Source organism: Stutzerimonas frequens, from assembly GCF_024448335.1.
GTDB lineage: Bacteria > Pseudomonadota > Gammaproteobacteria > Pseudomonadales > Pseudomonadaceae > Stutzerimonas > Stutzerimonas frequens.
The window spans coordinates 47,089-65,480 of sequence record NZ_JAMOHM010000005.1; the positions used below are offsets into that span (position 1 = coordinate 47,089).

At 66.2% G+C, this 18,392-nt stretch carries 19 protein-coding genes; 16 read left to right on the forward strand and 3 right to left on the reverse strand.

Annotation, left to right across the window (positions count from 1 at the left end):
• Positions 1-2,526: an ATP-dependent helicase HrpB gene (hrpB, locus tag NAO55_RS08945; RefSeq protein ID WP_102838728.1), complete on the reverse strand. Its 2,526-nt coding sequence runs from the start codon at positions 2,524-2,526 to the stop codon at positions 1-3.
• A gap of 59 nt (positions 2,527-2,585) precedes the next feature.
• Positions 2,586-3,086, reverse strand: a complete 501-nt coding sequence (locus tag NAO55_RS08950) for a hypothetical protein (protein ID WP_232244572.1) — start codon at positions 3,084-3,086, stop codon at positions 2,586-2,588.
• A 214-nt stretch (positions 3,087-3,300) separates the two neighbouring features.
• On the opposite strand from NAO55_RS08950, the gene pmcY reads away from it, so the two are divergent.
• The 5 genes from pmcY to NAO55_RS08975 all read left to right on the forward strand — a co-directional run bounded on the left by pmcY (position 3,301) and on the right by NAO55_RS08975 (position 6,371).
• Positions 3,301-3,717, forward strand: a complete 417-nt coding sequence (gene pmcY, locus NAO55_RS08955; RefSeq protein ID WP_102838729.1) for a periplasmic Zn2+ metallochaperone PmcY — start codon at positions 3,301-3,303, stop codon at positions 3,715-3,717.
• 25 nt (positions 3,718-3,742) lie between these two features.
• Positions 3,743-4,633 carry a cation diffusion facilitator family transporter gene (locus NAO55_RS08960; RefSeq protein ID WP_063540891.1) on the forward strand — a complete coding sequence of 297 codons (891 nt, stop codon included), beginning with the start codon at positions 3,743-3,745 and terminating at the stop codon, positions 4,631-4,633.
• A gap of 322 nt (positions 4,634-4,955) precedes the next feature.
• Positions 4,956-5,435: an Lrp/AsnC family transcriptional regulator gene (locus NAO55_RS08965; protein WP_017246503.1), complete on the forward strand. Its 480-nt coding sequence runs from the start codon at positions 4,956-4,958 to the stop codon at positions 5,433-5,435.
• A gap of 149 nt (positions 5,436-5,584) precedes the next feature.
• The gene (locus NAO55_RS08970; protein WP_063540890.1) at positions 5,585-5,977 is read left to right on the forward strand and encodes a globin; all 393 of its coding nucleotides are present in this window, start codon (positions 5,585-5,587) and stop codon (positions 5,975-5,977) included.
• Positions 5,978-6,152: 175 nt separating this feature from the next.
• Complete coding sequence (locus NAO55_RS08975; RefSeq protein ID WP_003298283.1) at positions 6,153-6,371, forward strand: DUF2788 domain-containing protein; 219 nt, start codon at positions 6,153-6,155, stop codon at positions 6,369-6,371.
• A gap of 21 nt (positions 6,372-6,392) precedes the next feature.
• Here the strand turns inward: NAO55_RS08975 and NAO55_RS08980 are convergent, their stop codons facing one another.
• Positions 6,393-7,022 carry a pseudouridine synthase gene (locus tag NAO55_RS08980; RefSeq protein WP_102838730.1) on the reverse strand — a complete coding sequence of 210 codons (630 nt, stop codon included), beginning with the start codon at positions 7,020-7,022 and terminating at the stop codon, positions 6,393-6,395.
• A gap of 280 nt (positions 7,023-7,302) precedes the next feature.
• On the opposite strand from NAO55_RS08980, the gene urtA reads away from it, so the two are divergent.
• The 11 genes from urtA to NAO55_RS09035 all read left to right on the forward strand — a co-directional run bounded on the left by urtA (position 7,303) and on the right by NAO55_RS09035 (position 18,340).
• On the forward strand, positions 7,303-8,571 hold the full coding sequence (urtA, locus tag NAO55_RS08985) for an urea ABC transporter substrate-binding protein (RefSeq protein ID WP_041108008.1): 1,269 nt from the start codon (positions 7,303-7,305) through the stop codon (positions 8,569-8,571).
• A 176-nt stretch (positions 8,572-8,747) separates the two neighbouring features.
• Complete coding sequence (gene urtB, locus NAO55_RS08990; protein WP_102838731.1) at positions 8,748-10,319, forward strand: urea ABC transporter permease subunit UrtB; 1,572 nt, start codon at positions 8,748-8,750, stop codon at positions 10,317-10,319.
• Positions 10,316-11,395, forward strand: coding sequence for an urea ABC transporter permease subunit UrtC (gene urtC / locus NAO55_RS08995; RefSeq protein ID WP_003283037.1), 1,080 nt, complete (start codon positions 10,316-10,318; stop codon positions 11,393-11,395). Before urtB ends, urtC begins: the two co-directional genes overlap by 4 nt.
• Entirely contained in the window at positions 11,392-12,243 is an 852-nt protein-coding gene (gene urtD / locus NAO55_RS09000) for an urea ABC transporter ATP-binding protein UrtD (RefSeq protein ID WP_003283036.1), read from the forward strand. The genes urtC and urtD overlap by 4 nt, the downstream gene beginning before the upstream one ends.
• Before the next feature lie 125 nt (positions 12,244-12,368).
• Entirely contained in the window at positions 12,369-13,067 is a 699-nt protein-coding gene (gene urtE / locus NAO55_RS09005) for an urea ABC transporter ATP-binding subunit UrtE (RefSeq protein WP_102838732.1), read from the forward strand.
• 206 nt (positions 13,068-13,273) lie between these two features.
• Positions 13,274-14,107 carry an urease accessory protein UreD gene (locus tag NAO55_RS09010; protein WP_102838733.1) on the forward strand — a complete coding sequence of 278 codons (834 nt, stop codon included), beginning with the start codon at positions 13,274-13,276 and terminating at the stop codon, positions 14,105-14,107.
• Positions 14,108-14,247: 140 nt separating this feature from the next.
• Positions 14,248-14,550: an urease subunit gamma gene (gene ureA / locus NAO55_RS09015; RefSeq protein WP_003283033.1), complete on the forward strand. Its 303-nt coding sequence runs from the start codon at positions 14,248-14,250 to the stop codon at positions 14,548-14,550.
• 11 nt (positions 14,551-14,561) lie between these two features.
• A complete protein-coding gene (locus NAO55_RS09020) occupies positions 14,562-15,116 on the forward strand; it encodes a GNAT family N-acetyltransferase (RefSeq protein WP_102838734.1) in 555 nt (184 codons plus the stop codon).
• Entirely contained in the window at positions 15,113-15,418 is a 306-nt protein-coding gene (locus NAO55_RS09025) for an urease subunit beta (protein WP_068506161.1), read from the forward strand. Before NAO55_RS09020 ends, NAO55_RS09025 begins: the two co-directional genes overlap by 4 nt.
• 120 nt (positions 15,419-15,538) lie before the next feature.
• The gene (ureC, locus tag NAO55_RS09030; protein WP_102838735.1) at positions 15,539-17,239 is read left to right on the forward strand and encodes an urease subunit alpha; all 1,701 of its coding nucleotides are present in this window, start codon (positions 15,539-15,541) and stop codon (positions 17,237-17,239) included.
• Positions 17,240-17,611: 372 nt separating this feature from the next.
• On the forward strand, positions 17,612-18,340 hold the full coding sequence (locus NAO55_RS09035; RefSeq protein ID WP_102838736.1) for a hypothetical protein: 729 nt from the start codon (positions 17,612-17,614) through the stop codon (positions 18,338-18,340).
• Positions 18,341-18,392 lie beyond the last annotated feature (52 nt).

Here is an 18,392-nt window from a genome sequence, read left to right on the forward strand (position 1 = left end):
TCACTGCCCGCGTGGCTTGGCCCGGGCGGTGGGCTCGGCGACCAGCGGATCGTCCGGCCAGTAGTGCTTGGGATAGCGCCCCTTCAGATCCTTCTTCACCTCGGCATAGGTATTGGCCCAGAAGCTGGCCAGGTCCTGGGTGACCTGTACCGGCCGGCGCGCCGGCGACAGCAGGTGCAGCTTGACGACCTGCCGGCCGCCGGCGATACGCGGCGTGTCGGCCAGGCCGAACAGCTCCTGCAGGCGCACCGCCAGCACCGGCGGCTGCTCGCTGTAGTCCAGCCGAATGCGCGAGCCGGAGGGCACCGTCACGGCCACCGGTGCCAGCTCCTCCAGGCGCTGCGGCAGCGGCCAGGGCAGCAGGGTGGCGAGCATCGCGGCGAGATCGAGCTGGGCGAAGTGCGCCAGCCGGGTGACCTTGCCGAGATAGGGCAGCAGCCAGTCCTCCAGGCGTGCCAGCAGTGCGGTGTCGCTGACGTCCGGCCAGTCACTGACGCCACTCGCAGCCAGATCGAGCTGACGCAGCAGGCCGATGCGCGCCTGCCACTGGCGCAGCTCCGGCGTCCAGGCCAGCAGCTCCAGCCCCTTGCGCCGCACCAGCGCGAGCAGCGCCTTGCCGCGTTCCGCTTCATCCAGCGTCGGCAGCGATTCGCGACTGAGCACCAGCTCGCCGACCCGCCGCTGCCGCTCGGCACGCAGCACGCCCTCGCGCTCGTCCCATTCCAGCTCGTCGCGCACGGCGACCTGCTCGGCCAGCGCGCTCTCGAACAATGCCGCGTCCAGCGCCACGGCGCGATAGATGCGCTCCTCGCGCTGGCCCTGATGACTGCCCAGTTCGGCGATCACCAGCCACGGCTCCTTCATCAACTGGTCCGGCTCGCCGAACTGCGCCGCGCGGCCGTTGGCCAGCCGATAGCCACCGCCGCCCTCGCGGCGCTGCCGGGCCACCCGGTCCGGATAGGCGAAGGCCAGCAGCGCGGCCAGGGCGTGTTGCTCATCGAGTTGAGCAACACGCGCCGCCGCGGCAGCGCGCAGAAAGCTGCGAAACTGCCGGGCCAGTTGCCGGACGCGCTGCACCCCAGCACCACGACCATCCTGCAACTGATGCAGCCGCAGGGCGAGATCGGCTCCGCCGCCGCGCTGCCCGCCGGATTGAATATCACGCTCGACCAGCAGCGCCGCCACGTCGGCAGCCAAGGCAGCCACGCCCAACGCCTGCCCGCGCAGCAGCATGTGCGCCAGGCGCGGATGCACCGGCAGCTCGGCCATCGCCTGGCCGTGGCGGGTCAGCTGCCAGCCGCCATGCTCGCTGCGCTGCAGCGCACCGAGGCGCTCCAGCAGGGCCTGCGCCTGACCGTAGGCGGCGGTCGGCGGACGATCGAGCCAGGCCAGCTCGTCCGGCTCGACGCCCCAGCGCGCCAGCTGCAGCGCGACGCCGGCAAGGTCCGCCTGGAGAATTTCCGCCTCACCGTAGGCCGCCAGCTGCCCGTGCTGCTCCTCCGACCACAGCCGGTAGCAGGCGCCCGGCTCCAGCCGCCCGGCCCGCCCCGCCCGTTGCGTGGCCGAGGCACGGGAGATGCGCCGGGTTTCCAGGCGGGTCATGCCACTGCCGGGATCGAAGCGCGGCACCCGCGCCAGCCCGGCGTCCACCACCACCCGCACACCTTCGATGGTCAGACTGGTCTCGGCGATATTGGTCGCCAGCACGACCTTGCGCAGGCCTGCCGGTGCAGGCTCGATGGCCGCACGCTGCTGGGCCAGCTCCAGTTCGCCATGCAGCGGGCAGAGCAGGATGTCGCCGCGCCCCTCCAGCTGTTCGGTCAGCGCTTCGTTCACCCGACGGATCTCGGCCTGCCCCGGCAGGAACACCAGCACGCTGCCGCGCTCGTCCTGCAGCGCCTGCAGCACCGTCTGCACCACCCGCGGCTCGATGCGCTCGCCCGGCGCCAGCGGGCGGCCCCAGCGCTGCTCCACCGGGTGCATGCGTCCCTCGCTGCGCACCACCGGTGCCTCGTCGAGCAACGCCGACAGGCGCTGGCCCTCCAGCGTCGCCGACATCAGCAGCAGCTTGAGCGGCTCGTCGCGCAGCAGCTGACGCGCATTGAGGGTCAGCGCCAGGGCCAGATCGGCATCCAGGCTGCGCTCGTGGAATTCGTCGAAGATCACCAGCCCGACGCCTTCCAGTGCCGGGTCGTCCTGCAGGCGGCGCGCAAGGATGCCCTCGGTGACCACCTCGATGCGGGTGTTCGGCCCGACCCTGCTGTCCAGGCGGATGCGGTAGCCCACCGTCTCGCCGACCCGCTCGCCCAGCTCGCTGGCCAGGCGTTCGGCGGCGGCGCGGGCGGCCAGCCGGCGGGGTTCGAGCATGATGATGGTCTGCCCGGCCAGCCAGGCTTCGCCGAGCAGCGCCAGCGGCACGCGGGTGGTCTTGCCGGCGCCGGGCGGCGCCTCGAGCACGGCTTCGTCGCGCTGCTGCAGAGCCTGGCGCAACGCCGGCAGGACTTCGTCGATCGGTAGGGAATTCATGAGCACTCGCTTCGGGCAGACGATCCAACAACCGAAGCGCCCGCCCGAAGCTGGGCGCATCAGTTGACGCTGTAGCCGCGTCCGGTCAGGCAGGCACCGAGGGCACGCTTGTAGGTGTCGGCAACGCTGGCCGCCGGAGCCGTCCGGGCGCTGGCCGGGTCGAAACCGCTCTGGCTGACCGCCCAGCTATGGCACTCGTAGCGGTCGCGGCTCTGCTGCTCGGCACTCTGGCCCTTGGCCGGATAGGCGATCACATCATATCGCGTGGCCTCGCTGGCCGGCAGCGGCGGCTGGCTGACGGGTTCGTAGACGTTGCGCTCGGCATTCCACAGGTAATAGGTACCGGCGGCGATGAAGTAGAGCATGCTGCCGATCCAGATTTCCCGCGCACCGGCCGGAAGACCGTGGCCGTGACGCGGGCCCGGCACATGCTGCGGCCCCGGTCCCGCCGGCCCTCTATGCCCACCCGGCCCCGGACCGGGTGGTGCGGCGGTGACCGGCAAGGCGATGCAGAGGGAAAGAACGGCGCCAAGCGCGGCGCGCGGCAGTAACCTGGACATGATTGAACTCCGGGATGGGATGAAATCGCAGCGCGATTATCTGCCCGGCCGATGCAGCGGTCCGTCAGGCCTCGGTAAGGACTGGGTAAAGCCACCCCATGCGTCAGCGCACACGCCGAACACCCGAGCCCGCGGCATGGTCTGATATCGAGAAAACATCATCCAGCTGTCTTCCGGCCCTTGTATAGTTGCGCCACTTTTCCAGGAGGTCCTTATGCGTACTCGTAACCGATTCATCGGCGGCGTGTTGGCCGCTTCCCTGTTCACCCAGCTGACCGCCTGCGGCACGCTGTTCTACCCGGATCGCCGCGGGCAGATCGAAGGCCGCATCGACCCGGCGATTGCGGCTCTGAATGCAGTCGGCCTGATCTTTTACCTCCTCCCTGGCCTAATTGCTTTCGGCATCGACTTCGCAACTGGCGCGATCTACCTGCCCGACGACCAGTACTCCGTTGCGCCGGAGAAACTGCAGGAAGCCATTGGTGCCGACGGCGTGATCGATCAGGCTCGTCTGAAAGCCATCATCGAGGCGGAAACCGGCCGCAGCCTGCCGCTGGACGACCCGCGACTGATCCAGCACAACGGCAGCGTCGAGCAGCTGGCCGCCTTCGGCCTGCGCCCGGCCGCTTGATGCGCACGGGGGACAGCCGCCGCCGATGAGCATCAATCGCGACCACGCCCGGCTCATGCGCCGGGCCACCGCTGCGGCCCTGGCGACGGCCATCCTGCTGGCGCTGAGCAAGGCGGTGGCCTGGTGGCTGAGCGGCTCGGTGAGCCTGCTGGCGGGCCTCACCGACTCGCTGCTGGACGGCGCCGCCTCGCTGCTCAACCTGCTGGCGGTGCACTACTCGCTGCGCCCGGCGGACGACGATCACCGCTACGGCCATGGCAAGGCCGAGGCACTGGCCGGGCTGGGGCAGGCGGCATTCATCTGCGTCAGCGCGATCCTCGTCGGCGTGCAAGGCGTCGACCGCCTGCTGCATCCGCAACCCTTGGGCGCGCAGGGTGTAGGCATCGCGGTGATGATCTTCTCACTGGTGATGACCGCCGTGCTGCTGACCTACCAGCACCACGTGGTCAAGCTCACCGGCTCCACCGCCATCCGCGCCGATTCGCTGCACTACCGCTCCGACCTCCTGCTGAATACCAGCATCCTGCTCGCGCTGGTGCTGGCCAGCTTTGGTTGGGAGCGAGTGGACGCGCTGTTCGGCATCGCTATCGCGCTGTACATCTTCTGGAGCGCAATCAGCATCGTCCGCGAGGCCGGTGCCGTGCTGATGGATACCGAGCTGTCGCCGGAAATCAGCGAACAGATGCAGCAACTGGTCTGCGAAGTGCCGGGTGTGCATGGCTGCCACGACTTCCGCACGCGGGTTTCCGGCACGCGCTGGTTCGTGCAGTTGCACCTGGAGCTGCCTGGTGAACTGCCGCTGTCGCAGGCACATGATCTGTGTGTAGCAGTGGAGAACGCGATTCACGATCGCTATCCGAATGCGGAGGTGCTGGTGCATGCCGACCCGCTTGAGGTAGCGCCGCCTAAGCGGTAACAGTTTGACCACCACAACGCCCACAACGAAAAAGACCACGCCTGGGCGTGGTCTCTTCGATTCGTCTGGCCGATGGTAACGGCTGCTTCGCACGGTGCCTCGTGAGCGCCGGAGGCCCGGACCGTCGGTCTCGGTAAGACTTTCGGTGACCGCAGCGGGGATCGCGTGCCGTGGTCATTCTGCCGGGGGCTGAAGTTGAGATAAAGCTTACGCCGCCCCGACCGGCATCGGATTGCGAAGATTGCTGATCACGGCACCTCTTGCGCAATCGACAGCCCTAGATCCATCATCACGCGCAATCCGATCCCAAAGGCCTCCCTCCATGAGCAAACTCGACCGCTACGACCTGCGCATTCTCGCCGAATTGCAGCACGACGCCCGAATCTCCAATCAGGAGCTGGCCGAACGCATCGGTCTGTCGCCCTCGCCCTGCTCGCGCCGCGTCAAGCAGCTGGAAGACGACGGCTATATCGCGCGCCAGGTCGCTCTGCTCGACCGCAAGAAGCTCGGTCTGACGCTGACCGCCTACGTGCTGATCGGCATGGACCGGCACACTCCGGAGCGCTTCGAGCATTTCGAGGGGGTGATCGGACGCTGCCCGGAGGTGCTGGAATGCAGCCTGGTCACCGGCATGGATGCCGACTACCAGCTCAAGGTGGTCGTGCCCGACATGGACCACTACCAGCAGTTCCTGCTCGGCACGCTGACGCGTATCGAAGGCGTCTCCAGCGTGCGTTCCAGCTTCGTCCTGCGTCAGGTGGCGTCAAGCACCGAGCTGCCGCTGGAGCATTTGCGCAGCTGAGACGCAGCGCACAGCTTGCGCCCTACTTTTCGCAGGGTTACTGCCTATAATCCGCGCCCTTGTTTTCCGGCCCGCCTGGGCGAGCCGGACTACCGAATGCGACGCCCCATGCAGGCGCCGCTCCAGATCCTTCGTGCAAGGGACGCCCCATGAACGACACCAACCGCGTCATGCAGAGCTATGGCCGCTGCTGCGCGAGCCCCAGCTTCTTCGACGATTTCTACGTGACTTTCCTCGCCAGCTCGCCGGCGATACGGGAGAAGTTCGCCCGCACCGACATGACCGCGCAAAAGCAGCTGCTACGCGCCGGCATTCTCAACCTGGTGCTGTTCGCCCGCGGCATGCCGGACACCAAGCTTCGCGCGCTGGGCGAGAGCCATTCACGGGCACGCCTGGACATCCGCCCGGAGCTCTATGACCTATGGATCGACGCGCTGCTCAAGACCATCCGCCAGCACGATGGCGAACTGCAGCAACAGGACCTGAAGGCCTGGCACATGGTCTTGAACAAGGGCATCGACGTGATCAAGGCGGCCTACTGAATACCGGTGAGACATTTCGCCGCACCGGCGCCCGGCCGGCGCGATCCGAACGCTTTGCGAGCTCGACCGTCCAACCAGCGGTGGCACACCCGCCACTCGCTGGCGGCGTATACTGCGCCGCTTTCGCGCCCGGCCTGCCACGGGCGCATTCGTCGAAGTCACTCAGGAGATCCCTGTGGAGCCCGAAGTTTTCGAAAAGTGGATGATGATCGTGCTCGTCGGCGGGCTGATGGCCTTCATGGCGTTCATCATCTGGGACCTGGCCAAGAAGTCGAAGGCCGGTCGCCTCGGCACCGCCATTCTCTTCCTCGGTCTGGGGCTGTGCCTGTTCGCCTTTCTCGCCAAGCCGGTCATCGGTTACGTCATCGAAGTGACTCAGGGCATCCCGCACTGAGTTGAGGCACCGGCCGGCGCGCTACAGCTGCGCCGGCACCTCCCGCCACTCACCCGGCTGCAGGCCATCGAGCGCCCACGGCCCGATGCGCACCCGTACCAGACGCAGGGTCGGCAAGCCAACCGCCGCCGTCATGCGCCTGACCTGGCGATTGCGCCCTTCGCGAATCACCAGTTCCAGCCAGCAGGTCGGCACGCTCTTGCGAAAGCGTACCGGCGGGTTGCGTGGCCATAGCTCGGGCTCATCGAGCTGCCGCGCTTCGGCCGGCAGGGTCATGCCGTCGTTCAGCTCGACGCCCTGACGCAGCCGCTCCAGCTGTGTCTCGTCCACCTCGCCCTCCACCTGCACCCAGTAGGTCTTGGGCAGCTTGTGCTTGGGGTCGGCGATGCGCGCCTGCAACCGACCGTCGTTGGTCAAGAGCAACAGCCCCTCGCTGTCGCGATCCAGTCGGCCGGCCGGGTAGACGCCCGGCACCTGCACGTAATCCTTCAGCGTCGCGCGACCATCGGCATCGTTGAATTGCGTCAGCACGTCGAACGGCTTGTTCAGCAGCAACAGCCGCGGCTCGGCCAGCGGTGCCTTGGCGACGCGCCGCGGCGCAGGCGGTCTGGCAGGCGATCGCGAGGATGGAGAGCGCGGTGGACGGGGCATGGCGACGGGTCTCGGAGCGGGCCGGCCATGCTAGAAGCCAGGCCTGCAACGGGCAAGTGGCGGGCCGGCACCGAAATCGGGCAAAGCGGGCCCTGGCAGTGCACCAGGCGCCCTGCGATGCACCAGCATGGCTCACCACGCAAGCTGCCGGATCAACCCAGGATCGGCGCAAAGCGGCGTCGTAGAAGGCTTTGCGCCATTTGGCACGGATGCTGCCATTGCTCCAGGCGTTCCGATGTACCCAGCCCACAGTTGCGCACGGACAGCCAAGGAGCCCCAAATGAAACGCCGTCCTCTGATCAAGACCACCCTCGCCGCCAGTGCCCTGATGCTCAGCGGTCTGTTCCCCTTCACCCTGCAGGCCGCCGAAACCATCAAGGTCGGCATCCTGCATTCGCTGTCCGGCACCATGGCCATCTCCGAGACCTCGCTCAAGGACATGGCGCTGATGACGATCGACGAGATCAACGCCAAGGGCGGCGTGCTCGGCAAGCAGCTCGAGCCGGTGGTGGTCGATCCGGCTTCCAACTGGCCGCTGTTCGCCGAGAAAGGCCGTCAGCTGCTGACCCAGGACAAGGTCGCGGTGACCTTCGGTTGCTGGACTTCGGTTTCGCGCAAATCCGTGCTGCCGGTCTATGAAGAACTCAACGGCCTGCTGTTCTACCCGGTGCAGTACGAAGGCGAGGAACTGTCGCCGAACGTCTTCTACACCGGCGCCGCACCGAACCAGCAGGCCATCCCGGCCGTCGAGTACCTGATGAGCGAAGACGGCGGCAGCGCCGAGCGCTTCTTCCTGCTCGGTACCGACTACGTCTACCCGCGCACCACCAACAAGATCCTGCGCGCCTTCCTGATCAGCAAGGGCGTGCCCGAATCCAGCATCGAAGAGGTCTACACCCCCTTCGGTCACAGCGATTACCAGACCATCGTCGCCAACATCAAAAAGTTCTCCGCCGGCGGCAAGACCGCCGTGGTGTCGACCATCAATGGCGACTCCAACGTGCCCTTCTACAAGGAGCTGGCCAACCAGGGCCTGGACGCCACCGACGTTCCGGTCGTCGCCTTCTCGGTCGGCGAGGAAGAGCTGCGCGGCATCGACACCAAGCCGCTGGTCGGCCACCTGGCCGCCTGGAACTACTTCCAGTCGGTGGAGAACCCGGTCAACGAAGCCTTCGTCAGCAAGTGGAAGGCCTACGCCAAGGCCCAGAACCTGCCGGGCGCCGACAAGGCGGTGACCAACGACCCGATGGAAGCCACCTACGTCGGCATCCATATGTGGGCGCAGGCGGTCGAGAAGGCCGGCAGCACCGAGGTGGACAAGGTGCGCGATGCCCTCGCAGGGCAGACCTTCGAGGCGCCGAGCGGCTACACCCTGACCATGGACGAGAAGAACCATCACCTGCACAAGCCGGTAATGATCGGCGAGGTCCAGGAGGACGGACAGTTCTCGGTGGTCTGGGAAACCGAAAGCCCGGTCCGCGCCCAGCCGTGGAGCCCCTACATCCCGGGCAACGACAAGAAGCCGGATTACGCGGTGAAGTCCAACTAACCGCTGCGGTCGTCATGGTGGATGGGTGACGCACCGATTTCGCGTCCCGATCCACCCCACGATCGCTCGGCTTTCGTTGGGCGGATCGGGACGCGTAGTCGAGACGTTCTCATCCGCCCGCCCATCGCCGCCACCTCCATCAAGAGAGCCCGCGGCGCCCCCTGGGAAATTCACGCATGAACACTGCCCTGCACCGATTATTGCTGCTGCTCCTGCTGGTTCTGCCCTGGGCAGCCCAGGCCGGAGACGCGGCCGACTACGCCAAGGCCAGCCCGGCCAAACAGGCCAGGCTGCTGGAAAGCTGGGCCGCCGCGCCCGCGCCTGAGCGGCTGCCGCTGATCGAAGCGCTGCGCGCCAATCGCGTGGCCATCGACCAGAACAAGACGCCCTTCATCGAGGAAAACGGAGCCTACCGTGCCCTCGAAGGTGATGCCGAGCCGGTCGGCACGCCGAAGAAGCTGCGCCTGAACAACCGCCTGCGCGGCCTGCTCAACACCGCTCTGGCGAGCCACCAGCTGTTCGCCGAAGACCCCGCGCAGCGCCTCGCCGCGGCCAAGCGCCTGCAGCGCAGCGGCCAACCGGAACAGCTCGAGCTGCTCCAGCAGCGCCTGGACGCCGAGGACGATGCCGCCGTCAGCGAAGCGCTGACCCTGGCGCTGGCCAACCTGCAGCTGACCGCGAATGATCCGGCAGTACGCCTCGCCGCGGTGCGCCTGCTCGGCGAAACCGGCGCGCCCATGGCCCGGGTGCGCCTGGAGAACCTGCTGGCCGACGAGGCGGAAACCGACGCCAACGTGCGCAAGGCCGCCGAGACCAGCCTGGCCCAGGTCAAGCGCAAGCTCCTGATCGGCGAGCTGCTCGGCCAGGCTTTCAGCGGCCTGTCGCTGGGCTCGATCCTGCTGCTCGCCGCCCTCGGCCTGGCGATCACCTTCGGCCTGCTCGGGGTGATCAACATGGCCCACGGCGAGATGCTGATGCTTGGGGCCTACACCACTTACATGGTGCAGGTGCTGATGGCGCGGCTCGCCCCGGAAGCCCTCACCTTCTACCCGCTGGTGGCGTTGCCGGTGGCCTTCTTCGTCACCGCCGCGATCGGCATGGCACTGGAACGCACAGTGATCCGCCATCTCTACGGCCGCCCGCTGGAAACCCTGCTGGCGACCTGGGGCATCAGCCTGATCCTGATCCAGCTGGTGCGGGTGCTGTTCGGCGCGCAGAACGTCGAGGTCGCCAATCCGGCCTGGCTCTCCGGTGGCCTGCAGGTGCTGCCGAACCTGGTGCTGCCGTACAACCGCATGGTGATCATCGGCTTCGCGCTGTTCGTGGTGCTCCTGACCTGGCTCTTGCTGAACAAGACGCGCCTGGGCCTGAACGTGCGCGCGGTAACGCAGAACCGCAACATGGCCGCCTGCTGCGGCGTGCCCACCGGGCGCATCGACATGATGGCCTTCGGGCTGGGTTCCGGCATCGCCGGGCTCGGCGGCGTGGCCCTGAGCCAGATCGGCAATGTCGGCCCGGATCTCGGCCAGAGCTACATCATCGACTCCTTCCTGGTGGTGGTGCTCGGCGGTGTCGGCCAGCTGGCCGGCAGCATCTTCGCCGCCTTCGGCCTCGGCATCGCCAACAAGATCCTCGAACCGCAGATCGGCGCCGTGCTGGGCAAGATCCTCATCCTCGCGCTGATCATCCTCTTCATCCAGAAGCGTCCTCAGGGGCTCTTCGCTCTCAAGGGGAGGGTCATCGATTGAACCAGCCACTTACCCTCACCGCCGCGCAGAAAGCCGGGCCGAAAGCCACGGTCATCGCCCTCGGCCTGGCGCTGGCCGTCCTCGTCGCCATGCCGCTGCTGCACCTGCTGCCGGCCGAGCATGCCCTGCACGTTTCGGCCTACACCCTGACCCTGGTGGGCAAGATCCTCTGCTACGCCATCGTCGCCCTGGCGCTGGATCTGGTCTGGGGTTACGCGGGGCTCTTATCCCTCGGCCACGGCCTGTTCTTCGCCCTCGGCGGTTACGCCATGGGCATGTACCTGATGCGCCAGAGCGCCGGTGACGGCCTGCCGGCGTTCATGAGCTTTCTCGCCTGGAACGAGCTGCCCTGGTACTGGTATGGCACGTCGAGCTTTCTCTGGGCCATGTGCCTGGTGGTGCTGGTGCCCGGCGTGCTGGCCTTTGTCTTCGGCTTCTTCGCCTTCCGCTCGCGGATCAAGGGCGTGTACTTCTCGATCATGACCCAGGCGCTGACCTTCGCCGGCATGCTCCTGTTCTTCCGCAACGAGACCGGCTTCGGCGGCAACAACGGCTTCACCGATTTCAAGACCATCCTCGGCTTCTCGATCTCGGCCCCTGCCACCCGCGCCACGTTGTTCCTCGCCACCGTGGCGCTCCTGGCCGGCAGCCTGTACCTGGGCTTCCGCCTGGCGCGCAGCAAGTTCGGCCGGGTGCTCACCGCCCTGCGCGATGCCGAGAACCGGCTGATGTTCTGCGGCTACGATCCGCGCGGCTACAAGCTGTTCATCTGGACGCTGTCAGCGGTGCTCTGCGGACTGGCCGGTGCGCTCTACGTGCCGCAGGTGGGGATCATCAACCCCAGCGAGATGGCACCGACGCAATCCATCGAGGCGGCCGTCTGGGTCGCACTCGGCGGACGCGGCACGCTGATCGGCCCGCTGCTCGGCGCCGGCCTCGTCAACGGCATGAAGAGCTGGTTCACCGTGGCCTTCCCCGAATACTGGCTGTTCGCCCTCGGTGCGCTGTTCATCGTCGTTACCCTGTACCTGCCCAAGGGCGTCATCGGCCTCATCAAGCGGAGGGGCGAAGAATGAAAACCGTACCCTGCAGCGCCGTCATCGACGGCTTCGACCCCACCGGCGGTGGCCTGACCCGCGATGCCATCGGCCTCGGCCGGGTAGCCGAGAAGGGCCTGGACGTACGCCACGGCACCATCCTCAGCCTGGAAGACATCAACGTCAGCTTCGACGGCTTCAAGGCGCTGACAGACCTCAGCCTGTACATCGGCGTCGGCGAGCTGCGCTGCATCATCGGCCCCAACGGCGCCGGCAAGACCACCATGATGGACGTCATCACCGGCAAGACGCGCCCCACCAGCGGCAGCGCCTGGTTCGGCGAAACCCTGGACCTGACCCGCATGAGCGAGGTGGACATCGCCCAGGCCGGCATCGGCCGCAAGTTCCAAAAGCCCACGGTGTTCGAGGCGCTTTCGGTGTTCGAGAACCTGGAGCTGGCGCAGAAGACCGACAAGTCGGTGTGGGCGAGCCTCAGGGCCAGGCTTTCCGGCGAGCAGAAGGACCGCATCGACGAAGTGCTGGAGACCATCCGCCTTGGCCAGTCTCGCCATCGCCCCGCCGGGCTGCTGTCCCACGGGCAGAAGCAGTTCCTCGAGATCGGCATGCTGCTGATGCAGTCGCCGCAGCTCTTGCTGCTCGACGAGCCGGTGGCCGGCATGACCGATGCCGAGACCGAATTCACCGCCGAGCTGTTCAAGTCCTTGGCGCGCAAGCATTCGCTGATGGTGGTGGAGCACGACATGGGCTTCGTCGAGACCATCGCCGACCACGTCACCGTGCTGCACCAGGGCCAGGTGCTGGCCGAGGGTTCGCTGCAACAGGTGCAGGCGGACGAGCGGGTGATCGAGGTGTATCTGGGGCGGTGAGCAAAAAAGTGGATGGCTTCGGCCATTCACCCTACGCCCGCCAAACGCCCATGCCCGCATCAACGCAAACCTAATCGTAGGGTGGATAACGCCAGAGGCTTATCCACCAAGTGAAGGAGTCGCACATGCTGCAAGTCCAGCAACTGCACCAGTACTACGGCGGCAGCCATATCCTGCGCGGCCTCTCGTTCGAGGCGAAGGTCGGCGAAGTCACCTGCCTGCTCGGACGCAACGGCGTCGGCAAGACCACCCTGCTCAAGTGCCTGATGGGCCTGATCCCGGCCAAGGAAGGCGCGGTGAACTGGGAGGGCAAGCCGATCACCGGCTTCAAGCCGCACCAGCGCGTGCACGCCGGCATCGCCTATGTGCCGCAGGGGCGCGAGATCTTCGGCCGCCTGACCGTCGAGGAAAACCTGCTGATGGGCCTGTCCCGCTTCAGCGCCAGGGAAGCCAGGGAAGTCCCCGGGTTCATCTACGAGCTGTTCCCGGTGCTCAAGGAGATGAAGCATCGCCGCGGCGGCGACCTTTCCGGCGGGCAGCAGCAACAATTGGCCATCGGCCGCGCACTGGCGAGCAAGCCGCGCCTGTTGATCCTCGACGAACCCACCGAAGGCATCCAGCCCTCGGTGATCAAGGAGATCGGCGCGGTGATCAAGAAACTCGCGGCCCGCGGCGACATGGCGATCCTCCTGGTGGAGCAGTTCTACGACTTCGCCGCCGAACTGGCCGACCAGTACCTGGTGATGAGCCGCGGCGAGATCATTCAGCAGGGGCGCGGCGAAACCATGGAAGCCGAAGGCGTACGTGGACTGGTCGCGATCTGACCGGCCAGCGCACCACAACAGCGCATTTGTCGCTCGACGCACCAGCCCGATGCACAAAAAGAACAACCTGAGACGCTGCCCAAGATGCGAATCCACGTCGAAAAAACGCCATAGCGCCGATCTGTCAGGCCGCGCACCAATGCAGCGCATAACGGGCATGGCGATTGCTCTGCTTTCCTGACCGACAGATCGAAAAGCCTGCACCCATGAACGCCCCTGCACCGCTGTTCACCCCCCATTGGCATGCCGAGCTGGAGCTCGGTTATGCGCCGTGCGCCGGCGCAACACGGCCGGTGCTGCGTCGCCACACGGGGCCGTTGCGGGTGCAGAAGCATCTCTATCCCGAGGGGCCGGAGGTCTGTCAGCACATCATCGTGCACCCACCGGGCGGCATTGCCGGTGGCGATCGGCTGGATATCAGCGCCACGGTTGCAGCCAGTGCCTGGGCGCAGCTGACCAGCCCTGGTGCAGCCAAGTGGTATCGCGCCGCCAGCCCGGCCTTTCAGGACCTGCGCCTGCGCGTCCAAACCGGTGCCACGCTGGAATGGCTGCCGCAGGAGACCATCGTCTATTCCGCGGCTCAGGCCGAGCTGAACACTCGCATCGAGCTGCACGGCGACGCCCGGCTGTTCTACTGGGACATCGTCGCCCTCGGCCGGCCGGCGGCAGGCGAGCGCTTCGACGCCGGGCATTTCCAGGCGCGCCTGGATATCCGTCGCGACGACCGGCTGATCTGGCACGAGCGCCAGCGCATCGCCGGCGCCGATGCGTTGCTCGACTCACCGATCGGCCTCGACGGGCGTTCGGTGTTCGCCACCCTCATCGCCAGCGGAGAGCTCGACGCGGACCTGCTGGAGCGCTGCCGTGAATTGCCCAGCCGCGTGCGCGGTGACCTGACGCAACTGCCGGGGCTCATCGTGGCGCGCTGTCTGGCCGACGAGGCGCTGCACGCCCGCGCCTGGCTGATCGACCTGTGGCGGCTGTTGCGCCCCGAACTGCTGGGCCGCGAAGCGGTACCGCCGCGAATCTGGAGTACCTGAATGATGGGTGGGCACGGCTGCGCCGCTGCCCTCCCTACGCCGGCGCGCCTGCGTGCACGTCGCCCTGAACAACGCTGCGTGGTCTCGACCACCGGCCGGTGGATACGAAGAGCGACATCCACCCTACGACTGGAGCGGTTATGGATCTGTCACCAAGAGAGAAGGACAAGCTGCTGATCTTCACCGCCGGCCTGGTGGCCGAGCGCCGGCTGGCCCGCGGTGTGAAGCTCAACTACCCGGAGGCCATGGCCTACATCTCCGCCGCGCTGCTCGAAGGCGCGCGCGACGGCCAGACGGTCGCTGAGCTGATGCACTACGGCACCACCCTGCTCAGCCGCGAGCAGGTGATGGAAGGCGTGCCGGAGATGATTCCGGAGATCCAGGTCGAGGCCACCTTCCCGGATGGCACCAAGCTGGTCACCGTGCATCAACCAATCGCCTGAAATATCGGTCAATGTCTACTGCCCACGACCTTGAACCGTTCTTGAAGGAAACCAACGTGCAGATACGCGACGCCCTGGACACCGACCTTGAAGGCATCCTCCAGATCTACAACGATGCGGTGCAGAACAGCACGGCGATCTGGAACGACCACTGCGTCGACCTCGCCAACCGCCAGGCCTGGCTGGCCGAGCGTCACGCGCAGGGCTACCCCGTACTGGTCGCCATCGACGAGCTGGGCCGCGTGGCCGGCTATGCCTCCTTCGGCCCCTGGCGCCCCCACGACGGCTTTCGTCATACCGTGGAGAACTCGGTCTACGTCAGCCCCGACCACCGCGGCAGCGGCATCGGCCGCAGCCTGATGAAGGCGCTGATCGAGCGCGCCCGCCAGCTGGAAAAGCACGTGATGGTCGCCTTCATCGAAAGCGAGAACCGTGCCTCGGTGCACATGCACCAGCAACTGGGCTTCATCCATGTCGGCCAGATGCGCCAGGTCGGCTGCAAGTTCGGCCGCTGGCTGGACCTGACCATGATGCAACTGACCCTGAACAGGAGCTCCAATCCATGATTCCCGGCGAATACCAGATCCAGGACGGCGACATCGAGCTCAACGCCGGCCGCCGCACCGTCACGCTCAATGTGGCCAACAGCGGCGATCGGCCGATCCAGGTCGGCTCGCACTACCACTTCTTCGAAACCAACGACGCGCTCACCTTCGACCGCGCCGCCTCGCGCGGCATGCGCCTGAACATCCCGGCCGGCACCGCGGTGCGCTTCGAACCGGGCCAGAGCCGCGAGGTGGAATTGGTCGAGCTGGCCGGCGAGCGCCGGGTGTTCGGCTTCGCCGGGCGGGTGATGGGCGCGCTCTAGAGCGCAGCCGCAAGCGACAAGCAAGCTTCGTAGGGTGGAAAACGCCGAAGGCTTTTCCACCACCCAGATTGCCGGTGGACAAGCTTCGCGTTGTCCACCCTACGGACAGGATGAGATGCAATGAAGATTTCCCGCCAAGCCTACGCCGACATGTTCGGCCCCACCGTCGGCGACAAGGTGCGCCTGGCCGATACCGACCTGTGGATCGAAGTCGAAAAAGACTTCACCACCTATGGCGAAGAGGTGAAGTTCGGCGGCGGCAAGGTCATCCGCGACGGCATGGGCCAGAGCCAGCTGTGCGCCGCCGAGGTGGTCGATACCCTGATCACCAACGCGCTGATCCTCGACCACTGGGGCATCGTCAAGGCCGACGTAGGTCTCAAGGACGGTCGCATTGCCGCCATCGGCAAGGCCGGCAACCCGGACATTCAGCCCGATGTGACCATCGCCATCGGCGCCAGCACCGAGGTGATCGCCGGCGAAGGCATGATCCTCACCGCCGGCGGCATCGACTCGCACATTCACTTCATCTGCCCGCAGCAGATCGAAGAGGCGCTGATGAGCGGCGTGACCACCATGATCGGTGGCGGCACCGGGCCTGCTACCGGCACCAACGCCACCACGGTGACGCCCGGCCCCTGGCACATGGCGATGATGCTCAAGGCCGCCGACGCCTTCCCGATGAACATCGGCTTCACCGGCAAGGGCAACGCCTCGCTGCCCGAGCCATTGATCGAGCAGGTCAAGGCCGGAGCCATCGGCCTCAAGCTGCATGAGGACTGGGGCACTACGCCGGCGGCCATCGACAACTGCCTGTCGGTCGCCGACCAGTACGACGTGCAGGTGGCCATCCACACCGACACCCTTAACGAATCGGGCTTCGTCGAGACCACCCTCGGCGCGTTCAAGGGCCGCACCATCCACACCTACCACACCGAAGGTGCTGGTGGCGGCCACGCGCCCGACATCATCAAGGCCTGCGGCTTCGCCAACGTGCTGCCCAGCTCCACTAATCCGACCCGGCCGTTCACCCGCAACACCATCGACGAGCACCTGGACATGCTCATGGTCTGCCACCACCTCGATCCGAGCATTGCCGAGGACGTCGCCTTCGCCGAGAGCCGCATCCGCCGCGAGACCATCGCCGCCGAAGACATCCTGCATGATCTCGGCGCGTTCTCCATGATCAGCTCCGACAGCCAGGCCATGGGCCGCGTCGGCGAGGTAATCACCCGCACCTGGCAGACCGCCGACAAGATGAAAAAGCAGCGCGGCGCCCTGCCCGGCGACGGCGCGGGCAACGACAACTTCCGCGCCAAACGCTACATCGCCAAGTACACCATCAACCCGGCGATCACCCACGGCGTCAGCCACGAGGTGGGCTCGATCGAAGTGGGCAAATGGGCCGACCTGGTGCTCTGGCGCCCGGCCTTCTTCGGCGTGAAGCCGACACTGATCCTCAAGGGCGGCGCCATTGCCGCGAGCCTGATGGGCGACGCCAATGCGTCGATCCCGACACCGCAACCGGTGCACTACCGGCCGATGTTCGCCAGTTACGGCGGTTCGCTGCACGCGTCGAGCTTCACCTTCATCAGCCAGGCCGCCTTCGAGGCCGGCGTGCCCGAGCAGTTGGGGCTGAAGAAGAAGATTGGCGTGGTCCGGGGCTGTCGTCAGGTGCAGAAAAAGGACCTGATCCACAACGACTACACGCCGGACATCCAGGTCGACCCGCAGAGCTATCAGGTGCGCGCCGATGGCCAGCTGCTCTGGTGCGAGCCGGCCGAGGTGCTGCCGATGGCGCAGCGGTACTTCTTGTTCTGATCAGTCTGTTCTGTTCAGTCTGTTCTGATCGACCGCTTCTGATCGGCAGCGCACCAGGGCTGGAAGGCCGCTTGCCTTCGACCCGGCGCGCGTTTTGACCATCGCCGCAAGGTTGATGCGCGCGCTGCACTTCGTCGGTTCGCGAGTGAATCAACCGTTCGATGGATTGGGAAAGTCAGGCATGCATTTACCGTCTGATAACCCAAGCGCAACGCTCTACCCAGGGATGCATGGATGCGCAGCGACCACCGGCCACCGTGGCTGGCGGAGGCATTGCCGGCGTCGCGTTCGGGGAAAGCGGGCGATTTCGGGTAACCGCGTCAGCTGAAAAACCAGCGGCGCGATTGACTGAATCCTACGGAGAAACAATCGATGTTCAAAATCAACGCGCTTTTCGCTGCTGTCCTCGCCGTCTCTGCCACCCAGGCTTTTGCGGCCAGCAGTGAAGCGGTTATCGAACAAAACGGTGTTGACCAGATCGCCGATGTCTATCAGGAAGGCGTCGGCCAGGCTTCGTACATTTATCAGACCGGCGCTTCGCAGCAGAACAGCGCCACGACCACCCAACTCGGCCAGGACAACTTTTCCGAGGTGACTCAGCAGGGTGCCTTGCACCAGGCCGATGTGATTCAAACCGGCGTCGAGGGCGAGGTGTTCATCAGCCAGTACGACCTGGACAACAGCACGATCGTCGAGCAGGCGGGCTTCGCCAACAGCGCCGACGTGATCCAGGATGGCGTGAGCAACGATGTGGTGCTGATCCAGGACGGCGCGTACAACAGCACCATTGTCGATCAGTTCGGTGAAGGCAACGAAGCGCTGATCTCCCAGAGCGGCCAGGAAGGCATCGTCGATCTCATCCAGACTGGCAACATGAACGTGGCCGATATCGATCAGGCTGGAATCGGCAACTCCGTCGACCTGGAACAGCAGGGCGACGGCAACCTCGCGCTGGTCGATCAGTTCGGCGATTCCAGCCAGGCCATGCTGCTGCAGAGCGGCACCGACAACTTCGCGACCGTGACCCAGGCAGGCTTCGCCGACTACGCCAGCGTCAGCCAGACCGGCAGCAACAACACCGCGATCGTTACCCAGCAGTAATCGCGTCCATCGGCCGATTCGGTCGGAAAGCCAGGCCTCACGCAGGCCTGGC

Bases quoted from the DNA above. Each gene is read 5' to 3' on its own strand.
- NAO55_RS08970 (WP_063540890.1), top strand. From the start codon at position 5,585: ATGAACGACACCAACCGCGTCATGCAGAGCTATGGCCGCTGCTGCGCG.
- NAO55_RS08980 (WP_102838730.1), bottom strand. From the start codon at position 7,022: ATGCCCCGTCCACCGCGCTCTCCATCCTCGCGATCGCCTGCCAGACCG.
- urtB (WP_102838731.1), top strand. From the start codon at position 8,748: ATGAACACTGCCCTGCACCGATTATTGCTGCTGCTCCTGCTGGTTCTG.
- urtA (WP_041108008.1), top strand. From the start codon at position 7,303: ATGAAACGCCGTCCTCTGATCAAGACCACCCTCGCCGCCAGTGCCCTG.
- NAO55_RS08960 (WP_063540891.1), top strand. From the start codon at position 3,743: ATGAGCATCAATCGCGACCACGCCCGGCTCATGCGCCGGGCCACCGCT.
- NAO55_RS09025 (WP_068506161.1), top strand. From the start codon at position 15,113: ATGATTCCCGGCGAATACCAGATCCAGGACGGCGACATCGAGCTCAAC.
- urtD (WP_003283036.1), top strand. From the start codon at position 11,392: ATGAAAACCGTACCCTGCAGCGCCGTCATCGACGGCTTCGACCCCACC.
- pmcY (WP_102838729.1), top strand. From the start codon at position 3,301: ATGCGTACTCGTAACCGATTCATCGGCGGCGTGTTGGCCGCTTCCCTG.
- NAO55_RS09035 (WP_102838736.1), top strand. From the start codon at position 17,612: ATGTTCAAAATCAACGCGCTTTTCGCTGCTGTCCTCGCCGTCTCTGCC.
- hrpB (WP_102838728.1), bottom strand. From the start codon at position 2,526: ATGAATTCCCTACCGATCGACGAAGTCCTGCCGGCGTTGCGCCAGGCT.
- NAO55_RS08950 (WP_232244572.1), bottom strand. From the start codon at position 3,086: ATGTCCAGGTTACTGCCGCGCGCCGCGCTTGGCGCCGTTCTTTCCCTC.
- urtE (WP_102838732.1), top strand. From the start codon at position 12,369: ATGCTGCAAGTCCAGCAACTGCACCAGTACTACGGCGGCAGCCATATC.
- ureC (WP_102838735.1), top strand. From the start codon at position 15,539: ATGAAGATTTCCCGCCAAGCCTACGCCGACATGTTCGGCCCCACCGTC.
- NAO55_RS09010 (WP_102838733.1), top strand. From the start codon at position 13,274: ATGAACGCCCCTGCACCGCTGTTCACCCCCCATTGGCATGCCGAGCTG.
- NAO55_RS08965 (WP_017246503.1), top strand. From the start codon at position 4,956: ATGAGCAAACTCGACCGCTACGACCTGCGCATTCTCGCCGAATTGCAG.
- ureA (WP_003283033.1), top strand. From the start codon at position 14,248: ATGGATCTGTCACCAAGAGAGAAGGACAAGCTGCTGATCTTCACCGCC.
- NAO55_RS09020 (WP_102838734.1), top strand. From the start codon at position 14,562: ATGTCTACTGCCCACGACCTTGAACCGTTCTTGAAGGAAACCAACGTG.